Source organism: Streptomyces sp. NPDC020996 (genome assembly GCF_040641355.1).
Lineage (GTDB): Bacteria > Actinomycetota > Actinomycetes > Streptomycetales > Streptomycetaceae > Streptomyces.
This window is the reverse complement of sequence record NZ_JBFADM010000012.1, coordinates 117,817-133,734: the sequence shown is the minus strand read 5'-3', so window position 1 is coordinate 133,734 and position 15,918 is coordinate 117,817. Positions and strand designations below refer to the sequence as shown.

The following is a 15,918-nucleotide window of genomic DNA, read 5'->3' as shown; positions in this document are numbered from 1 at the left end:
CGCCGACATGGGTCCCGCATTCGCCGGCGTGCTCCAGCTGCTCGCCCTCGTGGGCGCGCTGGCGCTCGTCCACGCCCCCCTCGGCGCCTACTTCGCCCGGGTCTACTCCTCGAAGCGGCACCTGCGCGTCGAGCACTGGATCTACCGGGCCATCGGCGCCGATCCCGACACCCAGATGACCTGGCCCGCCTATCTGCGCGGTGTCCTCGCCTTCTCGGCCGTCGGCGTCCTCTTCCTCTACCTGCTGCAGCGTCTCCAGGGCATCCTGCCCGGCTCGCTCGGCTTCTCCTCGGTCAGCCCGGCGCAGTCGTTCAACACGGCCGTGTCCTTCGTGACCAACACCAACTGGCAGTCCTACTACGGCGAGCAGACCATGGGGCACGTCGTGCAGACCGCCGGTCTGGCCGTGCAGAACTTCGTCTCCGCCGCCGTGGGCATGGCCGTCGCGGTGGCACTGGTGCGCGGTTTCGCCCGCTCCCGCACGGGCGAGCTGGGCAACTTCTGGTCCGACCTGGTGCGCGGCACGCTGCGGATCCTGGTGCCGGGCGCGGCGGTCGCCGCGCTGATCCTCGTCGCCTGTGGGGTCGTCCAGAACTTCTCCGGGATCCACGAGGTCGGCCAGTTCATGGGCGGCTCGCAGGAGTGGAACGGTGGCGCGGTCGCCTCGCAGGAGGCCATCAAGGAGCTGGGAACCAACGGCGGCGGCTATTTCAACGCCAACTCCGCTCACCCGTTCGAGAACCCGACGCCCTTCACCAACCTCTTCGAGATCTTCCTGATCCTGGTGATCCCGTTCTCGCTGACCCGCACCTTCGGCTTGATGGTCGGCAGCGTGAAGCAGGGTTACGCGATCCTCGCCACGATGTTCACCATCTGGCTGGGCTTCGTCGCGCTGATGATGTGGACGGAGTTCGCCCACCACGGCCCGGCGCTGCAGGCGGCGGGCGGCGCGATGGAGGGCAAGGAGGTCCGCTTCGGAGTGGGCGGCTCGTCGATCTTCGCGGTGTCGACGACGTTGACGTCGACCGGCGCGGTGGACTCCTTCCACTCGTCCTTCACCGGCTTCGGCGGCGGGATCGCCATGCTGGGCATGATGCTGGGCGAGATCGCCCCCGGCGGCACCGGCTCCGGCCTCTACGGCATGCTGATCATGGCGGTGATCGCGGTGTTCATCGCCGGTCTCATGGTGGGCCGCACGCCCGAGTACCTGGGCAAGAAGATCGGCGCCCGCGAGATGAAGCTCGCCGCCTGCTACATCCTCATCACCCCCGCCCTGGTGCTGGTCCTCACGGCGGCTTCCATGGCGCTGCCGACCCCGCCGCACTCGATGCTCAACTCCGGTGCGCACGGCCTGTCCGAGGTGCTGTACGCGTTCACGTCCGCCGCGAACAACAACGGCTCGGCCTTCGCCGGCCTGAACGCGAACACCGACTGGTTCAACACGACGACCGGGCTGGCGATGCTCCTCGGGCGCTTCCTGCCCATGATCTTCGTACTGGCGCTGGCCGGCTCGCTCGCCGGGCAGAGGCCGGTCCCGGTGACCGCCGGCACCCTGCGCACCGAGAAACCGCTGTTCACCGGCCTGCTCGTCGGCGCCGTCCTGATCATCACCGGGCTGACGTACTTCCCGGCCCTCGCGCTGGGCCCGCTGGCCGAGGGGCTGGCGTCATGACGATGCGAACGGAAAGCCACGAGGACGCGATGTCCACTCCCACCCTTGCGCCCCACCAGGACGCACCCACCGGGCACAAGCCCGCCGGGGGCCGTGTCGGAGCCGGCCTCTTCGACCCAAGGGCGCTGCTCAAGTCGCTGCCGGAAGCCTTCCGCAAGCTCGACCCGCGGGTGATGGTCAAGTCGCCCGTGATGTTCGTGGTGTGGATCGGCTCCGTGCTGACCACGGTCTTCTCCTTCCAGCACCCGGGCGACTGGTTCGGCTGGACCATCAGCGCCTGGCTGTGGCTGACCGTCGTGTTCGCCAACCTGGCGGAGGCGGTCGCGGAGGGCCGGGGCAAGGCCCAGGCCGACACCCTGCGCAAGGCCAGGACCGACACCGTCGCCCGTCGGCTGCTCACCGACGGCACGTCGGAGGAGCAGGTCCGCGGCACCGCGCTGACCATCGGCGACCTGGTGGTCTGCGAGGCAGGCGACATCATCCCGGGTGACGGTGACGTCGTCGAGGGCGTCGCCTCGGTGGACGAGTCGGCGATCACCGGCGAGTCCGCCCCGGTCATCCGCGAGTCCGGCGGTGACCGGTCCGCGGTGACGGGTGGCACGAAGGTGCTGTCCGACCGGATCGTCATCAAGATCACGACAAAGCCGGGCGAGACCTTCATCGACCGGATGATCAACCTGGTCGAGGGCGCCGCCCGGCAGAAGACGCCGAACGAGATCGCGCTGAACATCCTGCTGGCCTCGCTGACCATCGTGTTCCTGCTGGCCTGCGCCACCCTGCCGCCGCTCGCCGACTATGCTGGCACGCATCTGACGACGGTCGTGCTGGTGGCACTGCTGGTCTGCCTGATCCCGACCACGATCGGCGCCCTGCTGTCCGCGATCGGCATCGCGGGCATGGACCGCCTGGTGCAGCGCAACGTGCTGGCGATGTCGGGCCGGGCGGTCGAGGCCGCCGGTGACGTCTCCACGCTGCTGCTGGACAAGACCGGCACCATCACCCTCGGCAACCGGCGGGCCGCCGAGTTCGTCCCGGTGAAGGGCACCACCGAGGCGGAGGTCGCCGACGCGGCCCAGCTGTCGTCCCTCGCGGACGAGACGCCCGAGGGCCGCTCCATCGTCGTACTGGCCAAGGAGAGGTACGGGCTGCGCGAACGCCACCAGGGCGAGCTCGTCGGCGCCGAGTGGATCGAGTTCACCGCCCAGACCCGGATGTCCGGTGTGGACGTCGACGGGCGCAGGATCCGCAAGGGCGCGGCCGGGTCGGTCGCCTCCTGGGTCGAGGAGAGGGGCGGAACGGTCGCCGCGGACGCGGACGGCACGGCCGGCCGCATCTCCGAGGCCGGTGGCACCCCGCTGCTGGTCGCCGTCCACGACGACAAGGGCGCCCGCGTGCTCGGCGTCGTCCACCTCAAGGACGTCGTCAAGCACGGCATGCGGGAGCGGTTCGAGGAGCTGCGTCGCATGGGCATCAGGACCGTGATGATCACGGGCGACAATCCGCTGACCGCGAAGGCGATCGCCGAGGAGGCGGGCGTGGACGACTTCCTCGCGGAGGCCACGCCCGAGGACAAGATGGCTCTCATCAAGCGGGAGCAGGCGGGCGGCAGGCTGGTCGCGATGACCGGTGACGGCACCAATGACGCGCCGGCCCTGGCCCAGGCGGACGTCGGCGTGGCGATGAACACCGGTACGTCGGCCGCCAAGGAGGCCGGCAACATGGTCGACCTCGACTCCGACCCGACGAAGCTGATAGAGATCGTGGAGATCGGCAAGCAGCTCCTCATCACTCGCGGCGCGCTGACGACGTTCTCCATCGCCAACGACGTCGCGAAGTACTTCGCGATCATCCCGGCGCTGTTCGCGGCGGTCCACCCGGGCCTGGACAAGCTGAACATCATGCAGCTGTCCTCGCCGGACTCCGCGATCCTGTCGGCCGTCGTCTTCAACGCGCTGATCATCGTCGCGCTGGTGCCGCTCTCCCTGAAGGGCGTGCGCTACCGGCCGATGAGCGCCGACAGGATGCTCCGGCGCAATCTCGTCCTCTACGGCATCGGCGGACTGATCGCGCCCTTCATCGGCATCAAGATCATCGACCTGCTCGTCTCCCTCATCCCCGGGCTGTGACTTCTCAAAGGCGTGCTGATCACCATGAACAACTCCGTAACGAACACCGCCCGGTTGCTCGGGGCGGGCCTGCGCGCTCTTCTCGCGCTGACGCTGGTCACCGGTGTCGTCCACCCGCTGGTCGTCACCGGCATCGCCCAGGGGCTGTTCCACGGCAAGGCCAACGGCTCCGCGGTCGAGGCGCACGGCAGGGTCGTCGGATCGTCCCTCATCGGGCAGTCGTACAACCTGCCGCTGAAGAAGGGCCAGGACACCCCGGACCCGGACCTGAAATGGTTCCAGGGCCGCCCGGCCAACGGGCTCGGCCGCAACAGCCTCAACACCCGGTACAAGCTGATCCTTTCCGGTGCCACCAACCTGTCCGCCGATGACAGGACCCTCATCGAGCAGGTGCAGGCCGCCAAGGCCGCGGTGGTCCGGGACAACTCCGTGTCCGGATACACCGTCAAGGCATCGGACGTCCCCGCCGAAGCCGTCACCTCATCGGGCTCCGGCCTCGACCCGGACATCTCCCCGGCCTACGCCGAACTCCAGGTCCGCCGCGTCGCCGCGCGCAACGGCCTGTCCGCCACACGGGTGGAGAAGCTGGTCAGGGACCACACAACGGGCCGTACCCTGGGCTTCATCGGCGAGCCCCGGGTCAACGTCCTGGAACTCAACATCGCGCTCGAGGACCTCGTGTCGAAGCACTGAGGGCCTCGGGCATCCGCACGGCGGCCGACGGCCCGGAAGGCATGCCGGGTTCCGTCGGCTCCCGCCGCCATGGAGCCTGCCGCGCTCGCAGCGAGGACGGCACGACGTACGACAGGAAAGGCACAGCCATGACCCGGGTGCTCGTGGTGGAGGACGACCCGCAGCTCGTCCGGGCCCTCGTCATCAACTTGCAGGCACGTCACTACGGCGTGGACGCCGCCCCCGACGGGGCCACCGCACTCCGGCTCGCCGCCGCGCGTCAGCCCGACGTGATCCTGCTCGACCTCGGTCTGCCCGACATGGACGGCGTCGACGTCATCAAGGGCCTGCGGGGCTGGAGCCGGGTGCCGATCCTGGTGTTGTCCGCCCGGCAGGCGTCCGACGAGAAGGTGGCCGCGCTGGACGCCGGGGCCGACGACTACGTCACCAAGCCCTTCAGCATGGACGAACTGCTGGCCCGGCTGCGGGCCGCCGTCCGGCGGACCGAGGAAGCGCCGATCACCCCCGAGACCGCCCTGGTCGAAACGGAGGACTTCCACATCGACCTGCTCGCCAAGAAGGTCGTCCGGGACGGGCGGGACATCCGGCTGACCCCTACCGAGTGGCACCTGCTGGAGATCCTGGTGACCAATCCGGGCCGGCTGATCACGCAGAAGTACCTCCTCCAGGAGGTGTGGGGCTTTCCCCAGAGCAACAAGACCAACTATCTGCGCGTCTACATGGCCCAGTTGCGCCGCAAACTGGAGACGGACCCCTCCCACCCCCGCTACCTGATCACCGAGCCCGGCATGGGCTATCGCTTCGAGGGCTGACATGGCGCGCGGCAAGCTACGGATCTACCTCGGCGCGGCCCCCGGCGTCGGCAAGACCTACGCCATGCTGTCGGAGGCACACCGCCGCATCGAGCGGGGCACCGACTGCGTGGTCGCCTTCGTCGAGCACTATCACCGGCCACGCACCGAAGTGATGCTGCACGGCCTGGAGCAGGTGCCGCGCAAGGAGATCGAGTACCGGGGAAGCGTCTTCACCGAGATGGACGTCGACGCCGTCCTGCGGCGTGCCCCCGCCGTAGCCCTGGTCGACGAACTCGCCCACACCAACGTCCCCGGTTCCCGCAACACCAAGCGCTGGCAGGACATGGAGGAACTGCTCGCCGCCGGCATCGACGTCGTCGCCACCGTCAACATCCAGCACCTGGAGTCGCTCGGCGACGTGGTGGAATCGATCACCGGGGTGCGGCAGCGGGAGACCGTCCCCGACGAGGTCGTACGCCGGGCCGACCAGATCGAACTGGTCGACATGTCACCGGAGGCGCTGCGGCGGCGCATGGCGCACGGCAACATCTACCGGCCGGACAAGGTCGACGCGGCCCTGTCCAACTACTTCCGGCCCGGGAACCTGACCGCGCTGCGGGAACTGGCGCTGCTGTGGGTGGCCGACCGGGTCGACGAGTACCTGAAGGAGTACCGCAGCGAACACCACGTCACGACCATCTGGGGCTCGCGTGAGCGGATCGTGGTGGGCCTGACCGGCGGCCCCGAGGGACGCACCCTGATCCGGCGGGCCGCACGGCTGGCGGAGAAGGGCGCCGGCGGTGAGCTCATGGCCGTCTACATCTCCCGCAGCGACGGCCTCACCGCCGCCTCCCCGGAGGAACTGGCCCTTCAGCGCACCCTGGTCGAGGACCTCGGCGGCAGCTTCCACCACGTCGTCGGCGACGACATCCCGGCCGCCCTGCTCGACTTCGCCCGGGGCGCCAACGCCACCCAGGTCATGCTGGGTGTCTCCCGGCGCAAGAACTGGCAGTACGTCTTCGGCCCCGGAGTCGGCGCCACGGTCGCCCGCGAGTCCGGCCCCGATCTCGACGTCCATCTCATCACGCACGACGCGGCGGGCAAGGGCCGCGGACTGCCGATGGCGCGCGGAGCGCGCCTGGGACGGTCCCGGGTCATCTGGGGCTGGCTCGTCGGTCTGCTCGGCCCCGCCCTGCTCGCCGGGCTCCTCATCGGCGCCACCGCGGACATCGGCCTCGCCAACGACATGCTGCTGTTCCTGGCTCTGACGGTGGCGGCGGCCCTGCTGGGCGGGCTCCTCCCGGCGCTGGCCTCGGCGCTGGCCGGCTCCTTGCTGCTCAACTGGTACTTCACCCCGCCCACGCACACCCTGACGATCGCCGACCCGCAGAACATCCTCGCCATCGCGATCTTCGTCGGCGTCGCCGTGTCGGTGGCCTCGGTGGTGGACCTCGCCGCCCGCCGCACCCATCTGGCCGCGCGCCTGCGTGCCGAGTCGGAGATCCTCTCCTTCCTCGCCGGACACGTCCTGCGCGGCGAGACCACGCTGGAGGCGCTGCTGGAACGGGTCCGCGAGACCTTCGGCATGGAATCGGTGGCCCTGCTGGAGCGAACCGGCGAGACCGCTCCCTGGACCTGCGCCGGCAGTGTGGGACCCTGGCCCGCGAAGATCCCGGAGGACGCGGACGTCGACGTCCCCGTCAGCGACCACATGGCACTGTCGCTGCGCGGCCGGGTGCTGCCCGCCGCCGACCGCCGGGTACTGGCCGCGTTCGCCGCGCAGGCCGCCGTCGTCCTGGAACGCCGGCGCCTGCAGCTGGAGGCCGACCGGGCCAAGGAACTGGCCGAGGGCAACCGCATCCGCACCGCTCTGCTCGCCGCCGTCAGCCACGACCTGCGCACCCCGCTCGCCGGCATCAAGGCCGCCGTGTCCTCACTGCGCTCCGACGACGTCGAGTGGTCCGAACAGGACCAGGCGGAGCTCCTGGAGGCCATCGAGGAAGGCGCCGACCGGCTCGACCATCTCGTCGGCAACCTGCTGGACATGTCCCGCCTGCAGACGGGCACGGTGACCCCCATCATCCGCGAGACCGACCTCGACGAGGTCGTGCCCATGGCACTCGGCGGCGTGCCCGAGACGGGCGTGGAGCTCGACATCCCCGAGACGCTGCCCATGGTCCACGTCGACCGGGGCCTGCTGGAGCGAGCCGTCGCCAACATCGTCGAGAACGCCGTCAAGTACAGCCCGGCGGGCGAAAAGGTCCTCGTGTCGGCGAGCGCCCTCGCCGACCGGGTCGAGGTACGGGTCGTCGACCGCGGCCCCGGCGTCCCGGACGAGGCGAAGGACCGCATCTTCGAAGCCTTCCAGCGGTACGGCGATTCGCCCCGCGGTCTCGGCGTCGGCCTCGGCCTGGCCGTCGCGCGCGGCTTCGCCGAGGCCATCGGCGGCACGCTCACCGCCGAGGACACGCCCGGCGGCGGCCTGACCATGGTCCTCGCCGTGCCGACGGCCCCGGAACGGCGACCGGAACACCAGGACCTGCCGACGGCGTCCACGTCCTGAAGACCTCGGGCGCCCGCCGGCACGGTCTCACGGTCGGCGATGCGAGGGGGTTGACCGTGGTGCGTGGCCTCGTTAACTTTCGAGACGTCTGCCACTCGGACACCGTTCGTGATGTCGAACGCGTTCGTGCCTTGCCGAGCCGCTGAGCGCAGGCCGGGCGACATCCGAACAGCACCTCTCGTAGAAAACGGCACGTGTGTAGTCGTTCCGGCCCGTGGGAGCGCTCCCATAAGTCGGAGCAGGACCAGCAGCCAAGAGGAGGGGACATGACGCAGAGTCGGAACGAGCCCGTGAGCGGGGAGCGGAGAGCGCCGAGCCGGAGGGCCGTCCTGGCGACGATGGGGGCCCTGCCCGTGCTCACGGCCGCGGCATCGGTCGTGGGGGCTTCCGACGCCGCGGCCTCCGGTGCCGCGGCCGTGCCGGCCGCCGCCGCGGCGGTCGTCGATCCGTCGGCGACGCGGCAGACGATCCGGGGCTTCGGCGGCATGAGCCACGCGGCCTGGGCCGGCGACCTGACGGCGGCCCAGCGGGACACGGCGTTCGGCACCGGCGACGGACGGCTGGGGTTCTCCCTGCTGCGGATCCCCGTGCCCGAGGATCGGGCCAACTGGAGCCGCGATCTGGCGACGGCGAAGCGCGCGGCCGAGCTCGGGGTGAGCGTCATCGCGTCGCCGTGGAACCCTCCCGCCTCCATGGCCGAGACCTTCGTCCGCGGCAGCCAGACCAACGCGCGACGTCTCAGGTACGACATGTACGGCGCCTATGCCCAGCACCTGAACGACTTCACCACGTACCTGCGGAACAACGGGGTGAACCTGTACGGCATATCCGTGCAGAACGAGCCCGACTACGCCTACGACTGGACGTGGTGGACCCCCACCGAAATGGTCCGGTTCCTGCGGGAGAACGCCGGCTCGATCGGCACCAGGGTCATCGCGCCGGAGTCCTTCCAGTACCTCCGGAGCACGACGGACCCGATCCTCAACGACCCGGCGGCGCTCGCCAACGTGGACGTGATCGGCACCCATCTCTACGGCACGCCGTTCGCCAACTTCCCCTACCCCCTCTTCCAGCAGAAGGGCGCGGGCAAGGAACTCTGGATGACGGAGGTCTACTACCCCAACAGCACGGATTCGGCGGACCTCTGGCCCCAGGCGCTCGACGTGGGGGAGCACCTCCACCACGCCATGGTGGAGGGCGGGTTCCAGGCGTACATCTGGTGGTACATCCGGCGCAGTTACGGCCCGATGCGCGAGGACGGCAACATCAGCAAGCGCGGCGCCATGATGGCGCACTTCGCCAGGTTCGTGCGGCCCGGGTATGTGCGGGTCGAGGCGACGGCGCAGCCGGCGTCGAACGTCTACGTGTCGGCGTACCGGGGCGACGGCTCCACGGTCGTCGTCGCCGTCAACAAGGCGACCGCCGCGGTGAGTCAGCAGTTCACCCTGGCGAACAGCACCGCGTCCACCGTCTCGTCCTGGCTGACCGACGCGAGCAGGAACGTCGCGCCCCAGGGCACGACCGGCGTGTCGAACGGCTCCTTCACCGTCTCGCTTCCCGCTCGGAGCGCGATGACGTTCGTGGTCCGCTGATCCGCTGATCCGGACCACCGGATGACGGCACCGCGTCAGAGGTCCAGGGCTTCGGCGCGGTGCCGGAGGGTGGTCAGGGGCTCGGAGGTGGCGAGGGCCGCGGCGTGGCCGGGGGGTGCCGGGAGGTCGGTCAGCCAGGGGGCGGAGCGGGGCCGGTCGGGGACGCGCGGCGCGGTGGCCCGGGGACCGGCGACGTCGACCAGGACGGGCGGGGCGGCAAGGCCGTGCCCGGTGAGCTTGATGGCGGCTTCCTTGCGGGCCCACGCGGTGAGGAAGGCGGACCTGCGGGCCTCGGCGGGGAGCCTGAGGTGGGCGCGGTGCTCGGCGGAGGTGAGGGCGGTACGGGCGAGACCCTCCACGTCGCGGTGCGGGCCGACGGTGTCCAGGTCCGCGCCGACCCGCCCCGAACCGACCACGGCGATCAGGAGCCACTCCTCGGAGTGGGAGACCGAGTAGTCGAAGGGAGCGCCGGGGACGCGGGGCCGGCCGTGCGAGGGGTGGTCGCAGCGCTCGCAGCGGCGGACCGGGCGGACGGTCTCCGGGGGGACGCCGAGGTAGCGGGCGGTGACGAGGCGTTGCGCGGCGCGGGAGGTCACCAGCGAGGCGCCGGAGGGCGTGGCGCCGAGCACGGTGAGACGGTCGCGTTCCCGGGGGGACAACAGCGGTATCCAGGAAGGACGGTGGCGGACAGTCAGAAACCACAGGTCGCAGACGCCGGGGGCCGGCGGGGCGAGCGGGGCCGGCGGAGCGGTGGTGGCGCGCGCGGTGGTGGCGAGGGCGCTGGCGGTGAGGGCGGGCCCGGAGGTCATGGAGTGTCCTGGGGTGGCGGGCGCTGGGCACGAGTGCCGGGCGGCCGCCCGGGCGCGGGGTGGCCGGGGCGGTCGGCGGCGGCAGGGAACCGAGCAGGTGGGCGACGGCCGCGGCGAGCTGCGGGTCGGGGTGCGGGAGGTCCGGTCCGGCGGGCGGCAGCTCGACGGTGATGTCGGGTTCCACCCCGCGGTTCTCCAGGCCCGCTCCGACACCGGTGAGGTGGTAGCAGAACTCCGGCTGGGTGGTGAGGGTGCCGTCGACGAGACGGTGCCGGGGCCAGGTGGCGATGGCGCCTCCCCAGGTGCGGGTGCCGATCAGCGCCCCCAGGCCGCGGGCGCGCGCCTCGAAGTCGTTCGCGTCGAAGCGGTGTCCGACGACGCGGAGCAGGTAGCCGGGGCGGCGGGTCTCCATCAGGTCCCCGGCGCCGACCTCGTCGAGGCGACGGCGCAACGCGGAGACGCAGAACTGGATCTGGCCCCGGGCGGTGGCGGGCGGCTCGGCGAGGAAGATCGGTTGACCTTTTTCCGCAGTCATTTCCAGCCACATAACCAGGGATCACTGTCGGACGAAAGGCTCCGATCACGCTGAGCTACGCGAGTAGATCAGCCACCGTGCGCCAGGCTGGCGCTGAGCGGGCACGGCGCGTTCCGGCCATGTCCTGGGACGGCACGTCTCCTCACCCCGTGTCACGGCTTGACCTTGACACGGTGACAGGGTGTCCCCTGAATTGCAGGAGGTGGTTTCGATCAACCCGAGAAACAGAACCCCGCAGAACGACCGCGTGGCCGACACCCTGAGCGCCGGGGACCCGTCGGTCCGGCTCCAGGCGGCCCTGGCGGCCGGCTCGCACCCCCACCCCGGCTTCCTGGAGACGCTCGTCGAGCGGTGCGCGGTCGAGCCGGACTTCTTCGTGCGGGACATGCTGTCCTGGGCGCTGACCCGCCTCTCGCCGGAGATCACCCTGCCCCGGCTGCGCCGTGAACTCGACTCCGGGCGCGCTCAGGCCCGCAGTCAGGCGCTGCACACGCTCTCCAAGATCGGCGACAGGAGCGCCCGGTCCTGGATCACGCGCGACCTGCTGCGCGACGCCGACGACGAGGTCGCGCGGACCGCGTGGCGCGTCGCGGTCGCCCTCGCGCCCGAGGACGAGGACGAGAGGAAGGACCTGGCCGACGAACTGGCCGGGCAGCTCGGCCGCGGCGACCGCGGTCTGCGGCTGAGCCTGAGCCGGGCCCTCGTCGACCTCGGCGACGTGACCGGGCCCGCCCTGGAGAAGGCCGCGGCGAGCCCCGACCCGGAGACGGCCGCGCACGCCCGTGCCACCGAGCTGCTCCGGCGGCACCCGGAGACGGGTTTCGACGCGGCCGTCGACGCGGCGAAGCGAACCGTCGCACTCGGCCCGGAACGAGCCGCTGCCGCCGCGGAGACCATGGAGACCGGACGTTGCTGATCGGCGAGGTGGCCCGCCACTCCGGGGTGAGCCCCCGGATGCTCCGGCACTACGACGCCCTCGGCCTGGTGCGGCCGACAGGTCGTACCGTCGGCGGCTACCGCGAGTACTCGGACGAGGACGTCCGTAGGATCTTCCACGTGGAGAGCCTGCGGTCCCTCGGGCTCTCGCTCAAGCAGATCGGGCGCGCCCTGGAGGACCCGGACTTCACGCCGTCCGCCCTGATCAGCGACCTCATCCGGTGGACCGAAGACCGATTGGCGCGGGAGCAGGAGCTCCTGGATCGGCTCCGCGCCGTCGACGCGTCGGTGCCCACCGGCTGGCAGGACGTCCTGCGCATCGTCGAACTCATGCAGGGGCTGAACTCGACCAGTGCCGCGCGCAGGCAGCAGACCGTCCTGGCCCGGCCGGAGGGTACGGAGGCGCCCGCCGAGTTGCTGGCCGGTGCGGTCCTGGCCGAATCCGACCCCAACGTGGCCGGCGCCCTGCGCTGGGCGCTCGCCCGGGCGGGCGGCGACGGCGTGGCGGCACTGGCCGCCGGCACGCGGTCGGAGGACGCCGGCATCCGGCGGCGCGCGGTGCTGGCGATCGCCGAGATGGCCGAGGCGCCGGGTGCGGCCGAGCTGCTCGCGGACGCGCTGGGGGACCCGGACCCGACGGTACGCAGGCACGCCGCACTGGCGTTGGGCAGGCGCGGCGTGACCGAGACCGTACCGACGCTGGTCGGCATGGTGGTCGAGGGCACCAACGACGTCGAAGCGGCGGAGATCCTGGGAACGCTGTCCCAGGACCCCGAATGCGCGGACCGGATCACCGCCGCGCTGGCCGGCGAACTCGCCGCCCCCACCGCGGACTCCGCGACACGCATCCGTCTGACGCAGTCCCTGGTCGAGCTGCCGCGCCCCGCCGCGCGTGATGTCCTGCGACGGCTGGCCCACGACGACGACCGCGCCGTCGCCCGCGTGGCCGCGGCCTTCGTCACGGCCGAACGTGATGCCGGCCGGGTCAGTCGCTCAGACGACCGCTCCTGACCGCCGCCACGAAGGACGACCACCCACCGGCCGGAAACACCAGCACCGGCCCGTGCGGGACCTTGCTGTCCCGCACCGGAACGACGGCGTCGAGATCGTCGCAGACCTCGACGCAGGCACCACCGTCCTGGTTGCTGTAGCTGCTCTTACGCCAAGATGCGGCACTCAGGTCGATGGATCGCACGTCGCTTCCTCCAACATCCGCAGGATGACCTTGCGCGACTCCGTCGGGGTGAGCGCCAGGTCGCGCACCGCATCGTACGTCTTCTGCAGACGTACAACCTGACCGGCATCCTCGATGAGTTCGCCCCAGTATCCATTCTCCGTATACGCCACGGTTCTCCCCTGCGGAAGGAGCAGATACCAGACGTCCACCCCCAGCAGACCATGCAACCCAGCGCTCTGCAGGAGCACTTGGACGGTGACGTTCGGGCGCTCCGTGACTTCCCTCAGGTACTCCAGTTGCCCCCGCCACTCTCCCGCGTCCCGCAATGGCGTCCGCAGCACCGCCTCCGACAGGATCGTCCGGAACGGCGGCGCATCCTCCCCCTCCAGCAGCTCCCGCCGCCCCATCCGGGCCTCGACCTGCTGCTCCAGTTCCTTCCCCTTCAACCCACCGGCGGCCAGCACCTCACGCGCGTACCCCGGCGTCTGCAACAGTCCTGGCAGGACGCTCACCGCGAAGTGCCACAGGCTCACCGCCTCCGCCTCCAGCGCCATGTACCGCCGGTACCGCTCCCGGAACTGCGTATGGTCCCCGGCGGCCAACTCCCAGAGGGCGAGCAGCAGTCCGGGCGTGCCGTAGTGGGTGTCGAGGGCCTGGACGACCTCCGGGCTGCCCAGCGTCTCGCCCTTCTCCATCTTGCCGAACAGGGACCAGTCCCAGCCCAGCCGTTCCCCGAGCTGCCGCAGGCTGGTCCCGCTGCCCGCCCGCAGCGTTCTCAGCTCCTCGGCGAAGCGCTGACGTGGTTCCTGGCTGCGGCCGGTGACGACGCGACGCTGCGGCATACGGCTGGCTCCCCTCCGAGAGGCTCAGATGGACGGTGTGGAAGATGTGGAACGACCGTCGGGGCAAGAGGAACCACGAACCCGTTGCACAGCTCGGCCGCCCGGATCCCGGCGCGCCTCCGTAACGCCCTTGCCACGCAGCGTAATTCACGCAGCGCAGCAGGGGTGTGGAATCCTCACAACTGGACCGACAAGGACGACGATGCGGCGAGCCGTGGCTGCGGGAAACCTCCCGACGGCCCGTCAGGAAGCGATCGAGCCGGCCAGGGTGTTCGAGAGCCCCCGTCCCGAAATTCCCGCGTTGCGCCGAAAGCGCGGAGATGGCCTCGGCACTGCCATCGTCCGACGGGGCGGGGTCGCAGTATGCAAGAGCAGGAGTGGATCGAACGCGCGGGAGAGCTCTTCGAAGCAGCGATGTTCGGCGGGGACGCGTCCGCGCCGGACCGGTCCGATGACATGCTGGACGCGATCGAGGCGCCGCTCTGCATGGCGCGGGGCAAGATACTGCACGTCCGTTTCCTGAACGACCGCGAAGAGAACAGCCAGGAGCTGGTGCTGTTTGAGCGCGCGGCCGAGTTGTACGAGCGGCTGGGGGACGCGTCGGGTGAGGCGGACGCATTGTTCTGGGTCGGCTGCTGGCATCAGGTGGTCAAGGGCGACGGCGTCACCGGCAGGCCGTACTTCGAGCGGTCGTACGAGCTGGCGAAGGCCGTCGACGACCGGATGACGATGTCCTATGCGATTCGGCATTTCGCCTTCGCCGACAAGGAAGGGGGCCGCTTCGATCAGGCCCGCGAGCGGTTGAACGAATCGGTGACGCTGCGCCGGGAGATCGGCTTCCGGGCCGGGGAAGCGGCTGGCCTGGTGGCGCTGGCCTACCTCGTGGCCGAAACCGGCGACCGGTCGGCGGCGTTCCACCACCTCGACGAGGCCGAGTCGGTCGCCGAGAGCTGCGGTGCCAAGGCCGTGTCGGGGTGGATCGAGCAAGCCCGCACGCTCATCCGCTCCTAGGTTCTGGCCCCGGCAGCCCGTTCCGCGAGGCGCGCCTCGGTGCCGAACGCCGGGTCCGCGCATCCTGGGCGCCGAGGAGTGCCCCGCGGCCTGGTCCCGGGGGGCGTCCGCCGAGGGCGGTCTGCTGCACGCACTGGACGAGGGGGAGTTCCGGGCGATGCAAGCGCCGCCACCGTCCTGGTTGTACGCCACGGTTTCCTGTCGGAAGGAGCAGGTCCCGGACGTCCGCCCAACTGGCGGCCGGCCGCCCTGCTTGCCCCTGCGGACGGCGGTGCACGTCCCGGGCGCCCAAAACCGCGAACGGCTCGTCCAGAAATGCGGCAGCGGGGTCGGCCGGGACCGGCGGGCGCCGGGTGAGAAGACGATCACTCTCCAGGAAGGAGGCGCCGACGGACGGAAGGCGCTCGGACACCGAAGACTGACGGGTCGACCCCGCTACGGACCATACTGATGCACCTTCGAAGTTGTTGCAAGTAATTCGCAACAAGGGCATAGGCTGTCCCCGGACGATCACCCACCCGGAAAGGGGTCGTGCCTGATGGGCACCTACGCGCTTCCCGACCTGCCCTACGACTACGCCGCGCTGGAGCCGGCCATCACCGGGCAGATCCTGGAACTGCACCACGCCAAGCACCACGCCGCCTACGTCAAGGGTGCCAACGACGCCCTGGAACAGATCGCCGAGGTCCGCGACAAGGACCAGATCACGCCCACTTCGCTGGTCGGGCTGGAGAAGACCTTCGCCTTCAACCTCTCCGGCCACGTCCTGCACTCGATCTTCTGGCAGAACCTCTCCCCGGACGGCGGCGACCGTCCCGACGGCTCCCTCGCCGACGCCATCGACGAACACCTCGGTGGCTTCGAGGCGTTCAAGAAGCAGCTCACCGTCGCGACGACGTCCGTCCAGGGCTCCGGCTGGGGTGTGCTCGCCTGGGAGCCCCTCGGCAAGCGCCTGATCGTGGAACAGGTCTACGACCACCAGGGCAACGTCGGCCAGGGCAGCACCCCGCTGCTGGTCTTCGACGCCTGGGAGCACGCCTACTACCTGCAGTACAAGAACGTCCGCCCCGACTACGTCACCAAACTGTGGGACCTGGTCAGCTGGGAAGACGTCGCCGCCCGGTTCGCCGCGGCAGCCAGTACCTGACCGACGGCACCGGAGACCACC

The 15,918-nt window shown here is 70.6% G+C and carries 14 protein-coding genes; 11 read left to right on the top strand and 3 right to left on the bottom strand.

The annotated features are described in order from the left end of the window. The first annotated feature begins 7 nt into the window (after positions 1 to 7). From kdpA to AB0G63_RS11980, 6 genes are all read left to right on the top strand, one after another. On the top strand, positions 8 to 1,672 hold the full coding sequence (gene kdpA / locus AB0G63_RS12005) for a potassium-transporting ATPase subunit KdpA (RefSeq protein WP_360748171.1): 1,665 nt from the start codon (positions 8 to 10) through the stop codon (positions 1,670 to 1,672). Next, a complete protein-coding gene (kdpB, locus tag AB0G63_RS12000) occupies positions 1,669 to 3,798 on the top strand; it encodes a potassium-transporting ATPase subunit KdpB (protein ID WP_360748168.1) in 2,130 nt (709 codons plus the stop codon). Before kdpA ends, kdpB begins: the two co-directional genes overlap by 4 nt. Positions 3,799 to 3,822: 24 nt before the next feature. Next, positions 3,823 to 4,491 (top strand): potassium-transporting ATPase subunit C, encoded by a 669-nt coding sequence (locus tag AB0G63_RS11995; RefSeq protein ID WP_360748165.1) that lies wholly within the window; start codon positions 3,823 to 3,825, stop codon positions 4,489 to 4,491. Positions 4,492 to 4,619: 128 nt separating this feature from the next. After that, positions 4,620 to 5,303, top strand: coding sequence for a response regulator (locus AB0G63_RS11990; RefSeq protein WP_360748162.1), 684 nt, complete (start codon positions 4,620 to 4,622; stop codon positions 5,301 to 5,303). 1 nt (position 5,304) lies between these two features. Then, positions 5,305 to 7,848: an ATP-binding protein gene (locus tag AB0G63_RS11985; protein ID WP_360748159.1), complete on the top strand. Its 2,544-nt coding sequence runs from the start codon at positions 5,305 to 5,307 to the stop codon at positions 7,846 to 7,848. Between the two features lie 266 nt (positions 7,849 to 8,114). Next, complete coding sequence (locus tag AB0G63_RS11980) at positions 8,115 to 9,440, top strand: glycoside hydrolase family 30 beta sandwich domain-containing protein (protein WP_360748156.1); 1,326 nt, start codon at positions 8,115 to 8,117, stop codon at positions 9,438 to 9,440. Positions 9,441 to 9,475: 35 nt separating this feature from the next. Here AB0G63_RS11980 and AB0G63_RS11975 read toward each other — a convergent pair whose 3' ends face one another. Beyond that, positions 9,476 to 10,249: a 4'-phosphopantetheinyl transferase superfamily protein gene (locus tag AB0G63_RS11975; protein WP_360748153.1), complete on the bottom strand. Its 774-nt coding sequence runs from the start codon at positions 10,247 to 10,249 to the stop codon at positions 9,476 to 9,478. A gap of 97 nt (positions 10,250 to 10,346) precedes the next feature. Here AB0G63_RS11975 and AB0G63_RS11970 point away from each other — a divergent pair, with 97 nt between their 5' ends. From AB0G63_RS11970 to AB0G63_RS11960, 3 genes are all read left to right on the top strand, one after another. After that, entirely contained in the window at positions 10,347 to 10,838 is a 492-nt protein-coding gene (locus AB0G63_RS11970; protein WP_360748150.1) for a hypothetical protein, read from the top strand. 193 nt (positions 10,839 to 11,031) lie between these two features. Then, positions 11,032 to 11,700, top strand: coding sequence for a HEAT repeat domain-containing protein (locus AB0G63_RS11965; protein WP_360748147.1), 669 nt, complete (start codon positions 11,032 to 11,034; stop codon positions 11,698 to 11,700). Then, positions 11,694 to 12,731, top strand: a complete 1,038-nt coding sequence (locus AB0G63_RS11960) for a MerR family transcriptional regulator (protein ID WP_360748144.1) — start codon at positions 11,694 to 11,696, stop codon at positions 12,729 to 12,731. Before AB0G63_RS11965 ends, AB0G63_RS11960 begins: the two co-directional genes overlap by 7 nt. Here the strand turns inward: AB0G63_RS11960 and AB0G63_RS11955 are convergent. Together AB0G63_RS11955 and AB0G63_RS11950 are read right to left on the bottom strand one after the other, a co-directional pair. Next, entirely contained in the window at positions 12,706 to 12,915 is a 210-nt protein-coding gene (locus AB0G63_RS11955; RefSeq protein ID WP_360748141.1) for a DUF397 domain-containing protein, read from the bottom strand. The two genes, AB0G63_RS11960 and AB0G63_RS11955, sit on opposite strands and share 26 nt — an antisense overlap. Beyond that, positions 12,897 to 13,739 carry a helix-turn-helix transcriptional regulator gene (locus tag AB0G63_RS11950; RefSeq protein ID WP_360748138.1) on the bottom strand — a complete coding sequence of 281 codons (843 nt, stop codon included), beginning with the start codon at positions 13,737 to 13,739 and terminating at the stop codon, positions 12,897 to 12,899. Before AB0G63_RS11950 ends, AB0G63_RS11955 begins: the two co-directional genes overlap by 19 nt. Positions 13,740 to 14,102: 363 nt before the next feature. Between AB0G63_RS11950 and AB0G63_RS11945 the strand changes: the two genes are divergently transcribed. Beyond that, positions 14,103 to 14,750, top strand: coding sequence for a tetratricopeptide repeat protein (locus tag AB0G63_RS11945; protein ID WP_360748135.1), 648 nt, complete (start codon positions 14,103 to 14,105; stop codon positions 14,748 to 14,750). A 538-nt stretch (positions 14,751 to 15,288) separates the two neighbouring features. Further along, positions 15,289 to 15,897: a superoxide dismutase gene (locus tag AB0G63_RS11940; protein WP_360748132.1), complete on the top strand. Its 609-nt coding sequence runs from the start codon at positions 15,289 to 15,291 to the stop codon at positions 15,895 to 15,897. The last annotated feature ends 21 nt before the right edge of the window (positions 15,898 to 15,918 follow it).

Excerpts from the sequence above, each read along its gene's own strand:
- kdpA (WP_360748171.1), top strand. The coding sequence starts at position 8 with ATGGGTCCCGCATTCGCCGGCGTGCTCCAGCTGCTCGCCCTCGTGGGC.
- kdpB (WP_360748168.1), top strand. The coding sequence starts at position 1,669 with ATGACGATGCGAACGGAAAGCCACGAGGACGCGATGTCCACTCCCACC.
- AB0G63_RS11995 (WP_360748165.1), top strand. The coding sequence starts at position 3,823 with ATGAACAACTCCGTAACGAACACCGCCCGGTTGCTCGGGGCGGGCCTG.
- AB0G63_RS11990 (WP_360748162.1), top strand. The coding sequence starts at position 4,620 with ATGACCCGGGTGCTCGTGGTGGAGGACGACCCGCAGCTCGTCCGGGCC.
- AB0G63_RS11985 (WP_360748159.1), top strand. The coding sequence starts at position 5,305 with ATGGCGCGCGGCAAGCTACGGATCTACCTCGGCGCGGCCCCCGGCGTC.
- AB0G63_RS11980 (WP_360748156.1), top strand. The coding sequence starts at position 8,115 with ATGACGCAGAGTCGGAACGAGCCCGTGAGCGGGGAGCGGAGAGCGCCG.
- AB0G63_RS11975 (WP_360748153.1), bottom strand. The coding sequence starts at position 10,249 with ATGACCTCCGGGCCCGCCCTCACCGCCAGCGCCCTCGCCACCACCGCG.
- AB0G63_RS11950 (WP_360748138.1), bottom strand. The coding sequence starts at position 13,739 with ATGCCGCAGCGTCGCGTCGTCACCGGCCGCAGCCAGGAACCACGTCAG.
- AB0G63_RS11945 (WP_360748135.1), top strand. The coding sequence starts at position 14,103 with ATGCAAGAGCAGGAGTGGATCGAACGCGCGGGAGAGCTCTTCGAAGCA.
- AB0G63_RS11940 (WP_360748132.1), top strand. The coding sequence starts at position 15,289 with ATGGGCACCTACGCGCTTCCCGACCTGCCCTACGACTACGCCGCGCTG.